Source organism: Streptomyces echinoruber (assembly GCF_014651135.1).
GTDB classification, from domain to species: domain Bacteria; phylum Actinomycetota; class Actinomycetes; order Streptomycetales; family Streptomycetaceae; genus Streptomyces; species Streptomyces echinoruber.
In genome coordinates this window covers 47,188-61,388 of record NZ_BMWH01000015.1, presented here as the reverse complement: position 1 = coordinate 61,388, position 14,201 = coordinate 47,188, and the positions used below count along the sequence as shown (strand labels likewise).

Below are 14,201 nucleotides of genomic sequence, written 5' to 3'. Positions count from 1 at the left end.
ACGAGGAGGCGAACCCTTTTGAGTACGGGACCCGGAGCAGCTTCCGTCCCCGCACCGACCACCCCCGACTCCACCCCCGACTCCACCCCCGACTCTCCCGCCACCCCCGGTTCGCGCAGGTCCTCGATGTTCAGCTCGCTGGGCATCAGGAACTACCGCCTGTTCTTCCTCGGCCAGGTCGTCTCCAACATCGGCACCTGGATGCAGCGCATCGCCCAGGACTGGCTGGTGCTCAGCCTCACCGGCTCCTCCACCGCCGTCGGTGTCACCACCGCCCTGCAGTTCCTGCCGATGCTGCTGTTCGGCCTGTACGGCGGGCTCCTCGTCGACCGCTTCCCCAAGCGCCCCACGCTGCTGGTCACGCAGTCCTCGATGGCCGTGACCGGCCTGGTGCTCGCCGCGCTCACCCTGACCGGCCACGTCCAGGTGTGGCACGTGTACGTCGCCGCCTTCGCCGTCGGCCTGGCCACCGTGGTGGACAACCCGGCCCGCCAGTCCTTCGTCTCCGAGATGGTCGGCCCGCGGCAACTGCAGAACGCGGTCAGCCTGAACTCGGCGAACTTCCAGTCCGCCCGCCTGGTCGGCCCCGCCGTCGCCGGCCTGCTGATCACCGGCGTCGGCACCGGCTGGGCGTTCCTGTGCAACGGCCTGTCCTTCCTCGCGCCCATCGCCGGCCTGCTGCTGATGCGCGCCCGCGAGCTGCACGCCGTGGAGCGCGCGCCGCGCGGCAAGGGCCAGCTCCGCGAGGGCCTGCGCTACGTCGCCGGGCGGCCGCGGCTGATCTGGACGATCGCGCTGGTCGGCTTCGTCGGCACGTTCGGCTTCAACTTCCCCGTCTACCTCTCCGCCTTCGCCGACGACGTCTTCCACGCGGGCGCCGGCTCCTACAGCCTCTTCAACACCCTGATGGCCGTCGGCTCCCTCGTCGGCGCGCTGCTCGCGGCCCGCCGCGGCACGGCCCGGATGCGGGTGCTGGTCGTCGCGGCGCTGGCCTTCGGCGCCGCGGAACTGGCGGCCGCCGTGACGCCCTCGCTGTGGCTGTTCGCCGCGCTCATGGTGCCGCTCGGCGTCTTCGGCATGACCATGAACGTCACCGCCAACACCGGCATCCAGATGTCCACCGAACCGGCCATGCGCGGCCGCGTCATGGCCCTGTACATGATGGTGTTCCTCGGCGGCTCCCCGGTGGGCGCGCCCATCGCCGGCTGGATCACCGACGTCTACGGCGTCCGCGCCGGCCTCGCCGTCGGCGGCGCCGTCTCCGCCCTGGCCGCGGCCCTCATCGGCCTCCTGCTGGCCCGCGCCGGCGGCCTGCGCCTGTCGGTCACCTGGAACCACGGCCACCCCGACGTCCGCCTCGTCCCGCGCGAGCGGCGGGAGGACCTGGCGCCGGCGGCGTGACCCGCACCGGCCCCCGCGACCGCCCGGCCGGGCCTGGTCAGTCGCGGGGGAACTCGTCCGTCTTCAGCACCAGGCCGACCGGGGTGCCGGTCAGGTCGACGTCGTCGCCGAAGTCGAGGCTGAGCTCGCTGCGGTACTCGCCGTCCTTGGGCAGGGTGTACAGGTGCCAGCGGCCGGTGTACGGGTCCACGATCAGGTACACCGGCACCTCGGCGGCGGTGTAGGCGGCCTTCTTCGGGCCGTAGTCGTTGGCGGCGGTGTCCTCGGAGATGACCTCGGCGATGAACTCGACGTCCTGGTAGTGCCAGCGGCGCCTGCCGTCCAGCTTCGCGCCCTCGGCGATCAGGGTGACATCGGTGGCGAAACCGTTGAGGTGCCCCGGGTAGTCGATGCGGACGTCCGACTTCAGGCGCTGCTTGGGAAAGCGGGCGCGCAACTGGTCGAGGATGTCGAAGACGATCTCCCAGTGGGTGGTGCGCTGCGGCGACATGAAGATGTTTCCCCCAACGATCTCGACCTTGTATCCGTCGGGGATGGGCATCTTCTCGAGACACTCGAACATCTTGTCGAGCGTAAGGTCGCCGTTGCTCTCGGCCATCTCGATCCTGTCTTCCAGGACGGTCATGGTGGCGCTCCTCCCCGGCTGCCTCACGGACGAGTGCAGTCGGGCAGTACAACGATACGAACGGTCGCCCGGAAACGCCCGGGTGGCGGGGACACTGGTGCCATGAGACTCTTCGCCGCCGTCCTGCCGCCCGAGGACGTCACCCGCGCCCTGGCCGCCGAGGTCGAGGCGCTGCGGCGGCTGCCCGGGGCGGACGGGCTGCGCTGGACCGGGCGGTCCGGGTGGCACTTCACGCTGGCCTTCTACGGCGAGGTCGACGAGGACGTCGTACCGGAGCTGTCGGACCGGCTGGAGCGGGCCGCGCGGCGGACCGAGCCGTTCCCGCTGGCGGTGCGCGGCGGCGGGCAGTTCGGGCGCGGGCGGGCGCTGTGGGCCGGGGCCGACGGGGACGTGCGGACGCTGCGGCTGCTGGCCGAGCGGGCCGCGGCCGCCGCCCGGAAGGCGGGCGTGGAGACGGGCGAGCAGCGGCGCTACCGGGCCCACCTGACGGTGGCGCGCGGCCGGGAGGCGGTGGACGTGCGGCCGTACGTCGAGGCGCTGCGGGGGTTCGGGAGCCGGACCTGGACGGTGGAGGAGCTGGTGCTGGTGCGCAGCACCCTGCCCCGCTCCGGGGGGCCGGGCGAGCAGCCCCGCTACGACCCGGTCGGCCGCTGGCGGCTGGGCGCGGCCGGTTAGGCTCGGTGCCGTGGACCCGAAGACCCGTAACCGGATCATGGCCGGTGTGCTGGTGCTGATGTTCGTCGTGGTGATCGTGGCGGCGGCGGTCCGGAAGTAGGCCCCGGCCTGCGGCCCCCGGCCCCTGGTCCCCGGCCCGCGGGCTGCGGGCCGGGCACCGCCGTCGCCCCGATCACCGGTCACCGGTCATCGACCACCGGTCATCGGCCACCGGTCATCGGCCACCGGTCATCGGCCACCGGTCGGCGGCCGCCGTCCTACCAGGCGAAGGCCTCCGGGGACGGCCCCGGGCCCGGGAAGATCTCCTCCAGGCCGGTCAGCAGCTCCTCCGGCAGCGTGAGTTCCGCCGCGCGCAGCGCGGAGTCGAGCTGCTCGGCGGTGCGCGGGCCGACGATCGGGCCGGTCACGCCGGGCCGGGTCAGCAGCCAGGCCAGCGCAACCTCGCCGGGCTGCAGGCCGTGCTTGTCGACCAGGTCCTCGTAGGCCTGGATCTTCGCGCGGAAGCCGGGGTCGGCCAGCGCGTCGGCTGCCCGCCCGGAGGTGCGGCGGCTGCCCTCCACCTCCTTCTTCAGCACCCCGCCGAGCAGCCCGCCGTGCAGCGGCGACCAGGGGATGACGCCCAGGCCGTAGTCCTGCGCGGCCGGGATGACCTCCATCTCGGCGCGCCGCTCGACCAGGTTGTACAGGCACTGCTCGCTGACCAGCCCGATGGTGCCGCCGCGGCGCGCGGCCAGCTCGTTGGCCTGGGCGATCTTGTAGCCGGGGAAGTTGGAGGAGCCGACGTAGAGGATCTTGCCCTGCTGGACCAGGACGTCGATCGCCTGCCAGATCTCCTCGAACGGGGTGCTGCGGTCGATGTGGTGGAACTGGTAGAGGTCGATGTGGTCGGTCTGCAGCCGCTTCAGGCTCGCGTCCACCGCCCGGCGGATGTTGAGAGCCGACAGTTTGTCCTGGTTCGGCCACGCGGGCACGCCGTCCGGGCCCATGTTGCCGTAGACCTTGGTGGCGATGACGGTCTTGTCGCGCCGCCCGCCGCCCTGGGCGAACCAGTTGCCGATGATCGTCTCCGTGCGGCCCTTGTTCTCGCCCCAGCCGTAGACGTTCGCGGTGTCGAAGAAGTTGATGCCCGCGTCCAGTGCCGCGTCCATGATCGCGTGACTGTCCGCCTCGTCGGTCTGCGGACCGAAGTTCATGGTGCCGAGCACCAGTCGGCTGACCTTGAGTCCCGTGCGTCCGAGCTGCGTGTACTCCATGACGACCTAGCCAACGAGGTGGAGTGCGCTCTAGGCAAGGGCCGCCCGGGTGTCCGCGTCCGGGATCCGGTGACGGCCCGCGTCACGACCGGGTCAGCAGGGTGACACCCAGGGTGATCATGGTGGCGGCCACCAGGGCGTCCAGGACGCGCCAGGCCGCCGGCGCGGCCAGGAAGCGGCCGAGCAGGCGGGCGCCGAAGCCGAGGGCGGTGAACCAGCACAGGCTGGCCAGCGCCGCGCCCCCACCGAAGGTCCAGCGCTGCGGGCCGTGGCCGGCGGCGACCGAGCCGAGCAGGAAGACGGTGTCGAGGTAGACGTGCGGGTTGAGCCACGTCAGCGCCAGGCAGGTCAGCACCGCCCGGCGCCGGGAACCGGCCGCCTCCCCCTCCGCGCGCAGCGACCCCGGCCGCAGCACCCTGCGGGCGGCCAGCACGCCGTAGCAGATCAGGAACGCGCCGCCGATCCAGCCCACCGCCGTCAGGGCGCCCGGCCACGCCACGACCAGGGCGCCGACCCCGCCGACGCCGAGGGCGATGAGCACGGTGTCGGACAGGGCGCAGATGCCGACCACGGCGAGGACCGCGTCGCGGCGGATGCCCTGGCGCAGGACGAAGGCGTTCTGGGCGCCGATGGCGACGATGAGGGACAGACCGGTGCCGAAGCCGGCGGCCGCGGCGGCGAGTGCGGGGGAGGACATGGCTCCGACGCTAGGTGGGCCGCAGTCCGGCGTACAGCTAATGATTCTTAGGGAGCTTCAGTTCCGCTTAAGGCGACGGGTGGGGGTGGGCATGATGGGGGGATGGTGACGGACCTTCCCCTCGACCAGGTGCGCACGCTGCTCGCGGTGGTGGACGAGGGCACGTTCGACGCGGCGGCCGCCGCGCTGCACGTGACGCCCTCGGCGGTCAGCCAGCGGGTCAAGGCGCTGGAGCAGCGCACGGGCCGGGTACTGCTGCTGCGCACCAAGCCGGTACGGCTCACCGAGTCCGGCGAGGTCGTCGTGCGGTTCGCCCGGCAACTGGCCCGGCTGGAGCGCGACGCCCGCGCCGAACTGGGCATGAGCGGCACCGGAGAGGCGACCCGGGTGTCCGTCGCGGTGAACTCCGACTCGCTGGCCACCTGGTTCCTGGACGCCCTGACGGCGGTGCCGCGGGACCTCGGACTCTGCTTCGAACTGCACCGGGAGGACCAGGACCACACCGCGGCGCTGCTGCGCGAAGGCCGGGTGATGGCCGCGGTGACCTCCTCCTCCGACCCGGTGACGGGCTGCTCGGTGCGCGCCCTGGGCCGGATGCGCTACGTGCCCGTCGCCCACCCCGGCTTCGCCGCCGCCCACCTGCGCGGCCCGCTGCGGGAGACCCTGGCCACGGCCCCCGTGGTGGTCTTCGACCGGCGCGACGACCTGCAGGACGGCTACGTCCGCCGGCTGTGCCCGGGCCGCGGCGGCGCGAGCGCCGTACGCCACTACGTGCCCACCTCGGAGGGCTTCGTCGAGTGCGTCGCCGCCGGCCTCGGCTGGGGCCTGGTCCCCGAGGTCCACGCCGAGCCGCTCCTCGCCTCCGGCCGCCTGGTCCGCCTCGTTCCCGACGGTGCCGATCGCATGGGCGGTACTGGTGGTGCCGACGGTATCGACCGCGCCGACTGCGCCGATTGTGCCGATTGCGCCGACTGTGCTGACTGTGCTGTTGACGTTCCCCTCTACTGGCAGCAGTGGAAGCTCGACTCGCCCGCCCTGGCCGCGGTGGCCGACGCGGTGGCGGCGACGGCGGCCGGGGCGCTGCGGCAGTGAGGCGGGTGGGGCCACTCCGGGTCCACTCCGGGCCCACCCCGGACCGACTTCGGGCCCGGAGTTGGCCCGAACGCACCCCGTTCGGCGCCGGCATGACAGCGGCGTCCGCCTGGGCTACACTGATCTTGTGCACGCCGCCGAACTCCCGGCGGAATGTCGCGCGTTGGTGGTCCAAGGAAAGACGCCCCGCTTCCTGCGGGGAGATGCAGGTGCAAGGCCTGCCCGGCGCTCCACCGAAGACCCCGCCTCCGTGACACCGGAGGCGGGGTCTTCCCGTGTCGCCGTGTTCCCGTGTTGCCGTGTCTGCGGGGCGCCGTGTCGGTCCACGGACCCACAGAAACACGGCAACTGACGGTCCGTCAGCCGACGTACGGCCCGCCCAGCCCCCACGTCTCGTGCAGCGCCGCGGCGAACGCGCCCGCGATGCGGTGCTCGCCGCTCGCGTTCGGGTGGGTGCCGTCGTAGGTGTCGGTGTGGATGTCGTACTCCGGCGGGACGGCGGCCAGGACCAGCGGGGAGCGCGGGGTGTCCAGTTCCGCGAGGGTCTTGGCGAACAGCTCGTTGAAGCGCGCCACCTGTGCCGCGAACGACTCGTCCGCCTCGGCCCGTATGTTGGGGATCACCGGCAGCAGCACCATCCGCACGTCCGGGTTGGCGGACCGGGCGGCGGCCACGAACGCCCGCACGTTCTCCTGCGTCTGGTCCGCGTCCGTGTAGAAGCCCAGGTCGATCAGGCCGAGGGAGACCAGCAGCAGGCCGGCGCGGTGCGCGCGGACCGCGTCGCCGACCAGCGGGGCCAGGTGCAGCCAGCCCTCGCCCCAGCCGGCCAGGTGGGCGCGCGGGAAGTCGGGGTCGGCGTAGGCGTACGACGTCGCCGCGTCCGCCGTCGGGTCGTACAGCGTCTCGCGCGGGCCGACGAGCGTGAACGGACCGTCGTGGGTGGCGCGCAGGTGCTGCCACAACCGGTACCGCCACGTGTGCCGGCCGGTGCTGCCGATCGTCATGGAATCGCCCACGGGCATGATCCTGAGCATCCGCTCATCATCGGCGATCACGGGGCCGCGCGGGGTGTGAGGCCCGCCACGGCCGGTGAACGGCGGTCCGGGATGGCAGGCTTGGGGCATGCGCCGTCCCTCCGTGCGACCCGTCGTCCGTTCGTTCGCCCTCCTCGCCGCGGTCCTGCTCGCGGGCGTCCCCACCGCCCCCGCCTCGGCCGCCGCCGGCGACGACGGCTTCACGATCAAGGACCCGCGCATCACCGAGTCCAGCGGCCTGGCCGCCTCCCGCCTGCACCCCGGGATCTACTGGACCCACAACGACAGCGACGACGGCCCCTACCTCTACGCCGTCGACGGCCGCACCGGGAACACCGTCGCCCGGATCACCCTCACCGGCATCGGCCGGCCGCGCGACGTGGAGGCGATCTCCATCGGCCCCGGCAACCAGATCTACGTCGGCGACATCGGCGACAACCTCGGCGGCAAGTGGCCGTACGTGTGGATCTACCGGCTGCCCGAGCCGAAGGTGCTGAAGGACCAGACGGTGCGGGCCACGCAGTACGTCGTGAAGTACGCCGACGGGCCGCGCGACGCCGAGTCCCTGCTCGTCCACCCCAGGACCGGGCGGGTGTACCTCATCGACAAGAAGGAGGACGGCGGCCACCTCTACGAGGGCCCGGCCACCCTGTCCCCCTCCGGCACCAACGTCTTCCGCCCCGTGGCCCCGGTCGACCTGTGGGCCACGGACGCGGCGTTCTCCCCGGACGGCAGGCGCCTCGCCGTCCGCGGCTACTTCGGCGGCATCCTCTACGCCTTCGACGACGGCACCCTCAAGCGCGTGGGCCGGCTGGACGTGCCGCTGCAGGGGCAGGGCGAGTCGGTGACCTACAGCGCCGACGGCGCGAAACTCCTCTACGGCAGCGAGGGCGCCCAGAGCCGGGTGATCGCCGAGGACGCGCCGGGCGGCGGAGACGGCGGCCCGGGTGCCTCCGCCGCCAAGGACCCGGCGTCCCCGAGCGGCGGCGACGGCACCGGGGACGGCGTCAAGGTCGGCGCCGTCGTCCTGGCGGTGGCGGCGGTGGCCCTCCTCGGGCTGCGGCGGCTGCGACGCCGAAGCTGAGACGGACGCGGCGCCGGGGCGGAGACGAGCGCACCGCTCTGCCGTGCGGGCATGCCGCTCTGCCGTGCGGGCATGCGGCCCTGTCGTGCGGGCATGCGGCCCTGTCGTGCGGGCACACCGTCGCGTCGTACGGGCGGGCCGCGCCGCCCCGTCCGCCGTGCGGTCCGGCTCGCCACCGCCTACCGCGCGATCCGCAGCTCGTAGTGCAGCGTCCGCGTCCGCATCAGCTTGTGCGCGAGCGGCACCAACACGCCCTGCACGAACGGGTACTTGCGCCGCAGCAGCCGCGCCGCGTGCCGGTCCTCGGCGCCGCCCGGCTCCAGCAGCCGCGCCCGGGCGCGGACCGCCGGGCCGGTGGGCCGGCCGCGGAAGGTGGACGGGGCCAGCTCCACCTCCGGGTTGTTGCGGATCCGCTTGACCTTCCAAGTCCCGCCCGGCGTGCGGAAGTACGCGCGGTCGCCGTCGACCGCGATGTTCACCGGTGTGCCCACACCCGTGCCGTCCCTCTTGTACGTCGTGAGCAAGACGGTGTACTGCCTGACGAAGCGAGCCAACTCCGGGCTCGCGGCGGTCTGAGAACTCATGGGTCCATGGAGGCACCGCCGGGCCGGTTTGTCACCCGTTGCCGCACCACCGGTGTGGTCCGCGCACCCGAAGGGCGCCCGGCCGCCTGCCGGGCGCCCTTCGCGGACTCGCGGACTCGCGGACTCGCGGACTCGCCGACTCACGGACTCGCGGACGCGCGTCCGCGCCGACTTCGACTCCGTCGGCCTCGTCGGCGTACCGCCGCGGTCAGAGTCGTTCGATGACGTAGTCGACGCACTTCGTCAGCGCCTCGACGTCCGCCGGGTCCACCGCCGGGAACATCGCGATGCGCAGCTGGTTGCGGCCGAGCTTGCGGTACGGCTCGGTGTCGACGATGCCGTTGGCGCGCAGCACCTTGGCGACGGCGGCGGCGTCGACCTCGTCGGTGAAGTCGATGGTGCCCACGACCTGGGAGCGCTTGGCGGGGTCGGCGACGAACGGGGTGGCGTACTTGGCCTCCTCCGCCCAGGCGTACAGACGGCTGGAGGAGTCCTTGGTGCGGGCCGTGGCCCAGTCCAGGCCACCCTGGCCGTTGAGCCACTCGAGCTGCTCGTTGAGCAGGAACAGGGTGGCCAGGGCCGGGGTGTTGTACGTCTGGTTCTTGCGCGAGTTGTCGATCGCCGTCGGCAGGGAGAAGAACTCCGGGACGTGGCGGCCGGAGGCGTGCACGCGCTCGGCGCGCTCGATCGCGGCCGGGGAGAAGATGCCGATCCACAGGCCGCCGTCGGCGGCGAAGGACTTCTGCGGCGCGAAGTAGTAGACGTCCGTCTCGGCGATGTCGACCGGCAGGCCGCCCGCGCCGGAGGTGGCGTCGACCAGGACGAGCGCGCCCTCGTCGGCACCGGTCACCCGCCTGATGGGCATGGCCACGCCGGTGGAGGTCTCGTTGTGGGTGAAGGCGTAGACGTCGACGCCCTCCTCCGCCCGCGGCTCCGGGTGGCTGCCCGGGTCGGCGGAGATCACGGTGGGCTCGGCCAGCCAGGGGGCGAGTGTGGCGGCCTTGGCGAACTTGGAGGAGAACTCGCCGAAGCTGAGGTGCTGCGACTTGTTCTCGATCAGGCCGTGGGTGGCGATGTCCCAGAAGGCGGTGGAGCCGCCGTTGCCGAGGATCACCTCGTACCCGTCGGGCAGGGAGAAGAGCTGGGCGATGCCCTCGCGGACCTTGCCGACGAGGTTCTTGACCGGGGCCTGGCGGTGCGAGGTGCCCATGAGGGAGGTACCGGTGGCGGCCAGCGCCTGCAGCGCCTCCGTCCGCACCTTGGAGGGACCCGAGCCGAAGCGTCCGTCGGCGGGCTTGATGTCAGCGGGAATCTGGATGTCGGCCACGCACGGGAGCGTAGCCGGTACGGGAAATCCGGGCGAAACGCAGTCCGTCGGGTGAGACACCCGCCGTCGGGTGAGACACCCGGGTGGACGGCGGTCGCCGCGGGGGACGCCACCGCCGGTGACCGTCGGCAGGCGTCGCCGGCCGCCGGCAGACGTCACTGACCGACGGCAGGCGTCGCTGCCCTCCGGAGGCCGTCGCCGGCCTCCGGCGGTCGTCACTGTCAGTGGTCGGGTGCATCCTGGACGTATGACGGATCTCCGGGCCCTCGAAGCCGATCTGCGCGCGACCGTCCGCGGTGACGTGGACTTCGGTGTCACCGCGCGGGCGCTGGTCACCATGGACGCCTCCAACTACCGGCGGGTGCCGCTGGGGGTGGTGGCGCCGCGGGACGCGGACGACGTGGCGGCGGTGCTGGAGGTGTGCCGGGGGCACGGGGTGCCGGTGGTGGCGCGGGGCGGGGGCACGTCGATCGCGGGGAACGCGACGGGCGACGGCGTGGTGCTGGACTTCACGCGGCACATGAACCGGCTGCTCGCCCTCGACCCCGCGGCGCGCACCGCGGTGGTGCAGCCGGGACTGGTGCTGGACCGGCTGCAGGAGGCGGCCGCGCCGCACGGGCTGCGGTTCGGGCCGGACCCCTCCACGCACGGCCGGTGCACACTCGGCGGGATGATCGGCAACAACTCCTGCGGGTCCCACTCGGTGGCGTGGGGCACCACGGCGGACAGTGTGCGGGAGCTGTCCGTCGTCACCGCGCGCGGGCGGCGGCTGACACTCGGGCGGGAGTGGGCGGGCGCGCCCGAGGGACTGCGGGCGCTGGTCGAGGGCGAGCTGGCGCGGCTGCGCACCGGGTTCCCGCACCTGCCCCGCCGCATCTCCGGGTACGCGCTGGACGCGCTGCTGCCGGAGCGCGGCGCCGACGTGGCCCGCTCCTTCTGCGGCTCCGAGGGCACCCTCGGCGTGCTCACCGAGGCGGTGGTCCGGCTCGTCGAGACGCCCCCCGCGCGCGTGCTGGCGGTGCTGGGGTACGCCGACGAGAGCGCCGCCGCCGAGGCCGCGGCCGGCCTGCCGGCGCACCGGCCGCTGACGGTGGAGGGCATGGCCGCCGACCTGGTGCCGCCGGGCACGGCCGGGCTGCCGCGGGGCGGGGCCTGGCTGTTCGTGGAGATGGGCGGGGAAACGCGGGCGCAGGCACGCGCGCGGGCGGACGCCGTCGTACGCGCGGCCGACGTCGTGGACGCCGTGGTCGTCACCGACCCGGCCGGGCAGCGGGCGCTGTGGCGGATCCGCGAGGACGCCAGCGGCACGGCGACCCGGATGCCGGACGGCTCGGAGGCCTGGCCCGGCTGGGAGGACTGCGCGGTGCCGCCCGCCCGGCTCGGCGCCTACCTGCGCGAGTTCCGCGCCCTGCTGGCCGCGCACGGGCTGCGCGGCACGCCGTACGGGCACTTCGGCGACGGCTGCGTCCACGTCCGCATCGACTTCGACCTGCTGAGCACGCGGGGCGTGGCGCGCTTCCGGCGCTTCTCCGAGGAACTGGCCGACCTGGTCGTGGCGCACGGCGGGTCGCTGTCCGGGGAGCACGGCGACGGCCAGGCGCGCGCCGAGCTGCTGCCGAAAATGTACGGCGCGGAGACGGTCACCCTCTTCGAGCGCGCCAAGGCCGTCTGGGACCCCGACGACCTGCTCAACCCGGGCAGGCTGGTGCGGCCCGCGCCCCTCGACGCCGACCTGCGCTTCGCCGTCCTCCCGCACCGCCCGGCCGGCGTCGCCTTCGGCTACCGCGCCGACGGCGGCGACTTCTCCGCCGCCGTCCGCCGCTGCGTGGGCGTCGCCAAATGCCGTACGACGGCGGTGTCCGGGCCGGAGGTGATGTGCCCGTCGTTCCGCGTCACCGGCGAGGAACGGCACTCCACGCGCGGACGGGCCCGGCTGCTGCACGAGATGCTCGCCGGCGAGGTCGTCACCGACGGCTGGCGGTCGGCGGAGGTGCGCGAGGCGCTGGATCTGTGCCTGGCCTGCAAGGGGTGCCGCTCCGACTGCCCCGTCGGGGTCGACATGGCCACGTACAAGGCGGAGTTCCTGCACCAGCACTACCGGGGGCGGCGCCGTCCGGCCGCCCACCACAGCATGGGCCGGCTGCCCGAGTGGCTGCGCGCGGTCGCCGCCACCCGCACCGCACCCGTCGTCAACGCGCTCGCCTCCGTCCGCCCGGTGGCGTCGGCGGCCAAGTGGCTGGGCGGGATCGCCCCGGAGCGGGACCTGCCGCGCCTGGCGGCCGAGCCGTTCAGCCGCTGGTGGCGCCGCAGCGGGGGAGCGGGGCGTGGGAACGGGGAAGCGGGGCGCGGAAGCGGGGGAGCGGGGCGTGGGAACGGGGAAGCGGGGCGCGGAAGCGGGGGAGCGGGGCGCGGGGACGAGGGAGCGGTGCGCGGAAGCGGGGAAGCGGCGCACGGGAACGGGGAAGCGGGGCGCGGGAGTGGCCCGCTGGTGGTGCTGTGGCCGGACACCTTCACCGAGCACTTCTCGCCCTCCGTGGGCCGCGCGGCCGTGCGCGTCCTGCGGGCCGCCGGGCTGCGCGTGGCCCTCCCGCCGACCCTGCGCCTGCGCCCCGCGCCCATCGGGGACGGACGGTCGCGGACGCTCGGCCCGCCGGCGGTGCTGCGCGGCCGGGGCCGAGTGTGCTGCGGACTGACGTACGTCTCCACCGGCCAGCTCGACCGCGCCCGCACGGTGCTGCGCCGCACCCTCGACCTGATGGAACCGGTCCTCGCCGCCGCCGTCCCGGTCGTCGTCCTGGAGCCGAGCTGCGCCGCCGCGCTCCGCACCGACCTGCCCGAACTGCTGCCCGGCGACCCGCGCGCCCGCCGCCTCGCCGACCGCGTCCTCACCTTCGCCGAGGCCCTGGAACGCCACGCCCCCGGCTGGCGCCCGCCGCGCCTGGACCGCCCCGTCGCCGGGCAGACCCACTGCCATCAGCACGCCGTCCTCGGCGACGCCCCCGACCGCCGCCTGCGCACCGCCGCCGGCCTCACCGGCGACCTGAGCGGCGGCTGCTGCGGCCTGGCCGGGAACTTCGGCTTCGAACCGGGCCACTTCGCTGTCTCCCGCGCCTGCGCCGAGGAGCAGCTCCTGCCCGCCGTGCGGTCCGCACCCGACGGCACGGTGATCCTCGCCGACGGCTTCTCCTGCCGCACACAGCTCGAACAACTGGCCGGGGTGCGGGGGCGGCACCTGGCGGAGGTGCTGGCGGAGGGGCTGGAGGAAGAACTGGAGGAGGAACTGGAGGACGGTCCGCGGGACGGGCCACGGGACGGTCCGCAGGACGGGTTTCCCTCCCCGAGACGGGGCTTTCTTACCGCCGTTCAGGGGGGTGAGGATCCCAGCCCGCCGCGAACGACCACGTGACGCCCGCGCCCGCGGTGAATTGCAGAGAACTGTCGGGGTGGCTCTCGCTCAACTGGATCTCGTTCATGGCGGGCAGCACCTTCCCCTTCTCGCACTGCAAGAGGAAGGAGGTGCCGGTCGGCCGCACGCGCACGGTGATCTTTCCCGCGCCCGCGCAGTTGACCGCGATCGCCAGTGTCCTGCCCGCCTTCACCCCGCCCGGAAGGGGATGGACCGCGCTGCCCGTGACCTCGGTGGCCGACACCAGTTTCGTGATGCCGTCCGAGGCGATGTCGGGGACCTTGGCCACCGACGGCGCGTACGGATCCACGCTCGCGCCGGAGGACGCCGTGGCCGGTGGCGCACTCGACGCCGGACCCGGGCGGCTGCGGGCGGGGCCGTCCTGGCGGGAGCTGCAGCCGGCCATCACCGCGGCGGCCACGAGCACGCAACCGGCCACGCGGGCGGGGCTGTTGGTGAGCGTCATCAGTTGCTCGTCTCCCAGATGTACCAGCCCACGTGGTGCGGGGTGCAGCCGGTGACGGTGCTCTTCGCGGAAGTCCGGAAGTTGCTGTAGAGGAGGTAGCTCGTGCCCTGGTTGCGCAGCCGGTACACGCCGTAGGGGGCGTGCGTGGTCTTGTGCGCCGGGGTGGAGACGGCGGTGCGGTCGCACAGGTCGCCGCCGGGGTGGTTGCCGGGCCCGGTGTCGTCGCCGCCCGGGATGTCGGGCTCCGCGTCGAACCGGTCCGCGGGTACGTCCACCAGGCCGGTGTCGGCCGGGTCGGTCTCCTGCGGCGGATCCGTGTTGATCACCACACCGGTGTCTGCCGGAACATCGTCGGCCACCGCGACACCGCTGCCCAGACTCAGCACGATGAGCGCCACCGCGGTGGTCGTGGCCGCGGCACGCCTCACTCCCAGACGCATGGTCGTCCTTTCACCGCCCCTCCCCCCGTGGGAGCTGACGCGTCCAGGACACTCACGCACGGTCGATCAACCGGTCAAGCAGAAAATCTTGAATTGAGGAAGCCCAGAGCTTGCCGC

13 protein-coding genes are annotated in these 14,201 nt (G+C 73.7%); 5 read left to right on the top strand and 8 right to left on the bottom strand.

Annotated features, from left to right (window positions below):
• Nucleotides 1-18 precede the first annotated feature (18 nt).
• Nucleotides 19-1,401 (top strand): MFS transporter, encoded by a 1,383-nt coding sequence (locus IE225_RS18255; protein WP_190058616.1) that lies wholly within the window; start codon nucleotides 19-21, stop codon nucleotides 1,399-1,401.
• 37 nt (nucleotides 1,402-1,438) lie between these two features.
• Here the strand turns inward: IE225_RS18255 and IE225_RS18250 are convergent, their stop codons facing one another.
• Nucleotides 1,439-2,026 (bottom strand): Uma2 family endonuclease, encoded by a 588-nt coding sequence (locus IE225_RS18250; protein ID WP_190058615.1) that lies wholly within the window; start codon nucleotides 2,024-2,026, stop codon nucleotides 1,439-1,441.
• A gap of 102 nt (nucleotides 2,027-2,128) precedes the next feature.
• On the opposite strand from IE225_RS18250, the gene thpR reads away from it, so the two are divergent.
• Entirely contained in the window at nucleotides 2,129-2,701 is a 573-nt protein-coding gene (gene thpR, locus IE225_RS18245; RefSeq protein ID WP_190058614.1) for an RNA 2',3'-cyclic phosphodiesterase, read from the top strand.
• Nucleotides 2,702-2,958: 257 nt separating this feature from the next.
• Here thpR and IE225_RS18240 read toward each other — a convergent pair whose 3' ends face one another.
• Nucleotides 2,959-3,954 (bottom strand): aldo/keto reductase, encoded by a 996-nt coding sequence (locus IE225_RS18240; protein WP_190058613.1) that lies wholly within the window; start codon nucleotides 3,952-3,954, stop codon nucleotides 2,959-2,961.
• An 82-nt stretch (nucleotides 3,955-4,036) separates the two neighbouring features.
• Nucleotides 4,037-4,651: a LysE/ArgO family amino acid transporter gene (locus IE225_RS18235; RefSeq protein WP_190058612.1), complete on the bottom strand. Its 615-nt coding sequence runs from the start codon at nucleotides 4,649-4,651 to the stop codon at nucleotides 4,037-4,039.
• Nucleotides 4,652-4,753: 102 nt separating this feature from the next.
• Here IE225_RS18235 and IE225_RS18230 point away from each other — a divergent pair, with 102 nt between their 5' ends.
• Nucleotides 4,754-5,743 (top strand): LysR family transcriptional regulator ArgP, encoded by a 990-nt coding sequence (locus tag IE225_RS18230; RefSeq protein ID WP_190058611.1) that lies wholly within the window; start codon nucleotides 4,754-4,756, stop codon nucleotides 5,741-5,743.
• Nucleotides 5,744-6,102: 359 nt separating this feature from the next.
• On the opposite strand, the gene IE225_RS18225 is transcribed toward IE225_RS18230, so the two are convergent.
• Nucleotides 6,103-6,777: a GDSL-type esterase/lipase family protein gene (locus IE225_RS18225; protein WP_190058610.1), complete on the bottom strand. Its 675-nt coding sequence runs from the start codon at nucleotides 6,775-6,777 to the stop codon at nucleotides 6,103-6,105.
• Between the two features lie 88 nt (nucleotides 6,778-6,865).
• On the opposite strand from IE225_RS18225, the gene IE225_RS18220 reads away from it, so the two are divergent.
• Entirely contained in the window at nucleotides 6,866-7,861 is a 996-nt protein-coding gene (locus IE225_RS18220; RefSeq protein WP_190058609.1) for a WD40 repeat domain-containing protein, read from the top strand.
• Nucleotides 7,862-8,040: 179 nt separating this feature from the next.
• On the opposite strand, the gene IE225_RS18215 is transcribed toward IE225_RS18220, so the two are convergent.
• The gene (locus IE225_RS18215) at nucleotides 8,041-8,445 is read right to left on the bottom strand and encodes a PPOX class F420-dependent oxidoreductase (protein ID WP_190058608.1); all 405 of its coding nucleotides are present in this window, start codon (nucleotides 8,443-8,445) and stop codon (nucleotides 8,041-8,043) included.
• A gap of 208 nt (nucleotides 8,446-8,653) precedes the next feature.
• Nucleotides 8,654-9,772: a phosphoserine transaminase gene (serC, locus tag IE225_RS18210; protein ID WP_190058607.1), complete on the bottom strand. Its 1,119-nt coding sequence runs from the start codon at nucleotides 9,770-9,772 to the stop codon at nucleotides 8,654-8,656.
• Between the two features lie 247 nt (nucleotides 9,773-10,019).
• Between serC and IE225_RS18205 the strand changes: the two genes are divergently transcribed.
• The gene (locus tag IE225_RS18205) at nucleotides 10,020-13,178 is read left to right on the top strand and encodes an FAD-binding and (Fe-S)-binding domain-containing protein (protein WP_190058606.1); all 3,159 of its coding nucleotides are present in this window, start codon (nucleotides 10,020-10,022) and stop codon (nucleotides 13,176-13,178) included.
• On the opposite strand, the gene IE225_RS18200 is transcribed toward IE225_RS18205, so the two are convergent.
• Together IE225_RS18200 and IE225_RS18195 are read right to left on the bottom strand one after the other, a co-directional pair.
• Nucleotides 13,126-13,644 carry a hypothetical protein gene (locus IE225_RS18200; protein WP_190058605.1) on the bottom strand — a complete coding sequence of 173 codons (519 nt, stop codon included), beginning with the start codon at nucleotides 13,642-13,644 and terminating at the stop codon, nucleotides 13,126-13,128. The two genes, IE225_RS18205 and IE225_RS18200, sit on opposite strands and share 53 nt — an antisense overlap.
• Nucleotides 13,644-14,084: a hypothetical protein gene (locus IE225_RS18195; protein ID WP_190058604.1), complete on the bottom strand. Its 441-nt coding sequence runs from the start codon at nucleotides 14,082-14,084 to the stop codon at nucleotides 13,644-13,646. Before IE225_RS18195 ends, IE225_RS18200 begins: the two co-directional genes overlap by 1 nt.
• Between the last annotated feature and the right edge of the window lie 117 nt (nucleotides 14,085-14,201).

Coding starts and splice junctions, on each gene's coding strand:
- IE225_RS18215 (WP_190058608.1), bottom strand. CDS start 8,445: ATGAGTTCTCAGACCGCCGCGAGCCCGGAGTTGGCTCGCTTCGTCAGG.
- IE225_RS18220 (WP_190058609.1), top strand. CDS start 6,866: ATGCGCCGTCCCTCCGTGCGACCCGTCGTCCGTTCGTTCGCCCTCCTC.
- IE225_RS18250 (WP_190058615.1), bottom strand. CDS start 2,026: ATGACCGTCCTGGAAGACAGGATCGAGATGGCCGAGAGCAACGGCGAC.
- IE225_RS18195 (WP_190058604.1), bottom strand. CDS start 14,084: ATGCGTCTGGGAGTGAGGCGTGCCGCGGCCACGACCACCGCGGTGGCG.
- IE225_RS18230 (WP_190058611.1), top strand. CDS start 4,754: ATGGTGACGGACCTTCCCCTCGACCAGGTGCGCACGCTGCTCGCGGTG.
- IE225_RS18235 (WP_190058612.1), bottom strand. CDS start 4,651: ATGTCCTCCCCCGCACTCGCCGCCGCGGCCGCCGGCTTCGGCACCGGT.
- IE225_RS18205 (WP_190058606.1), top strand. CDS start 10,020: ATGACGGATCTCCGGGCCCTCGAAGCCGATCTGCGCGCGACCGTCCGC.
- IE225_RS18225 (WP_190058610.1), bottom strand. CDS start 6,777: ATGCTCAGGATCATGCCCGTGGGCGATTCCATGACGATCGGCAGCACC.
- thpR (WP_190058614.1), top strand. CDS start 2,129: ATGAGACTCTTCGCCGCCGTCCTGCCGCCCGAGGACGTCACCCGCGCC.
- IE225_RS18240 (WP_190058613.1), bottom strand. CDS start 3,954: ATGGAGTACACGCAGCTCGGACGCACGGGACTCAAGGTCAGCCGACTG.
- IE225_RS18200 (WP_190058605.1), bottom strand. CDS start 13,644: ATGACGCTCACCAACAGCCCCGCCCGCGTGGCCGGTTGCGTGCTCGTG.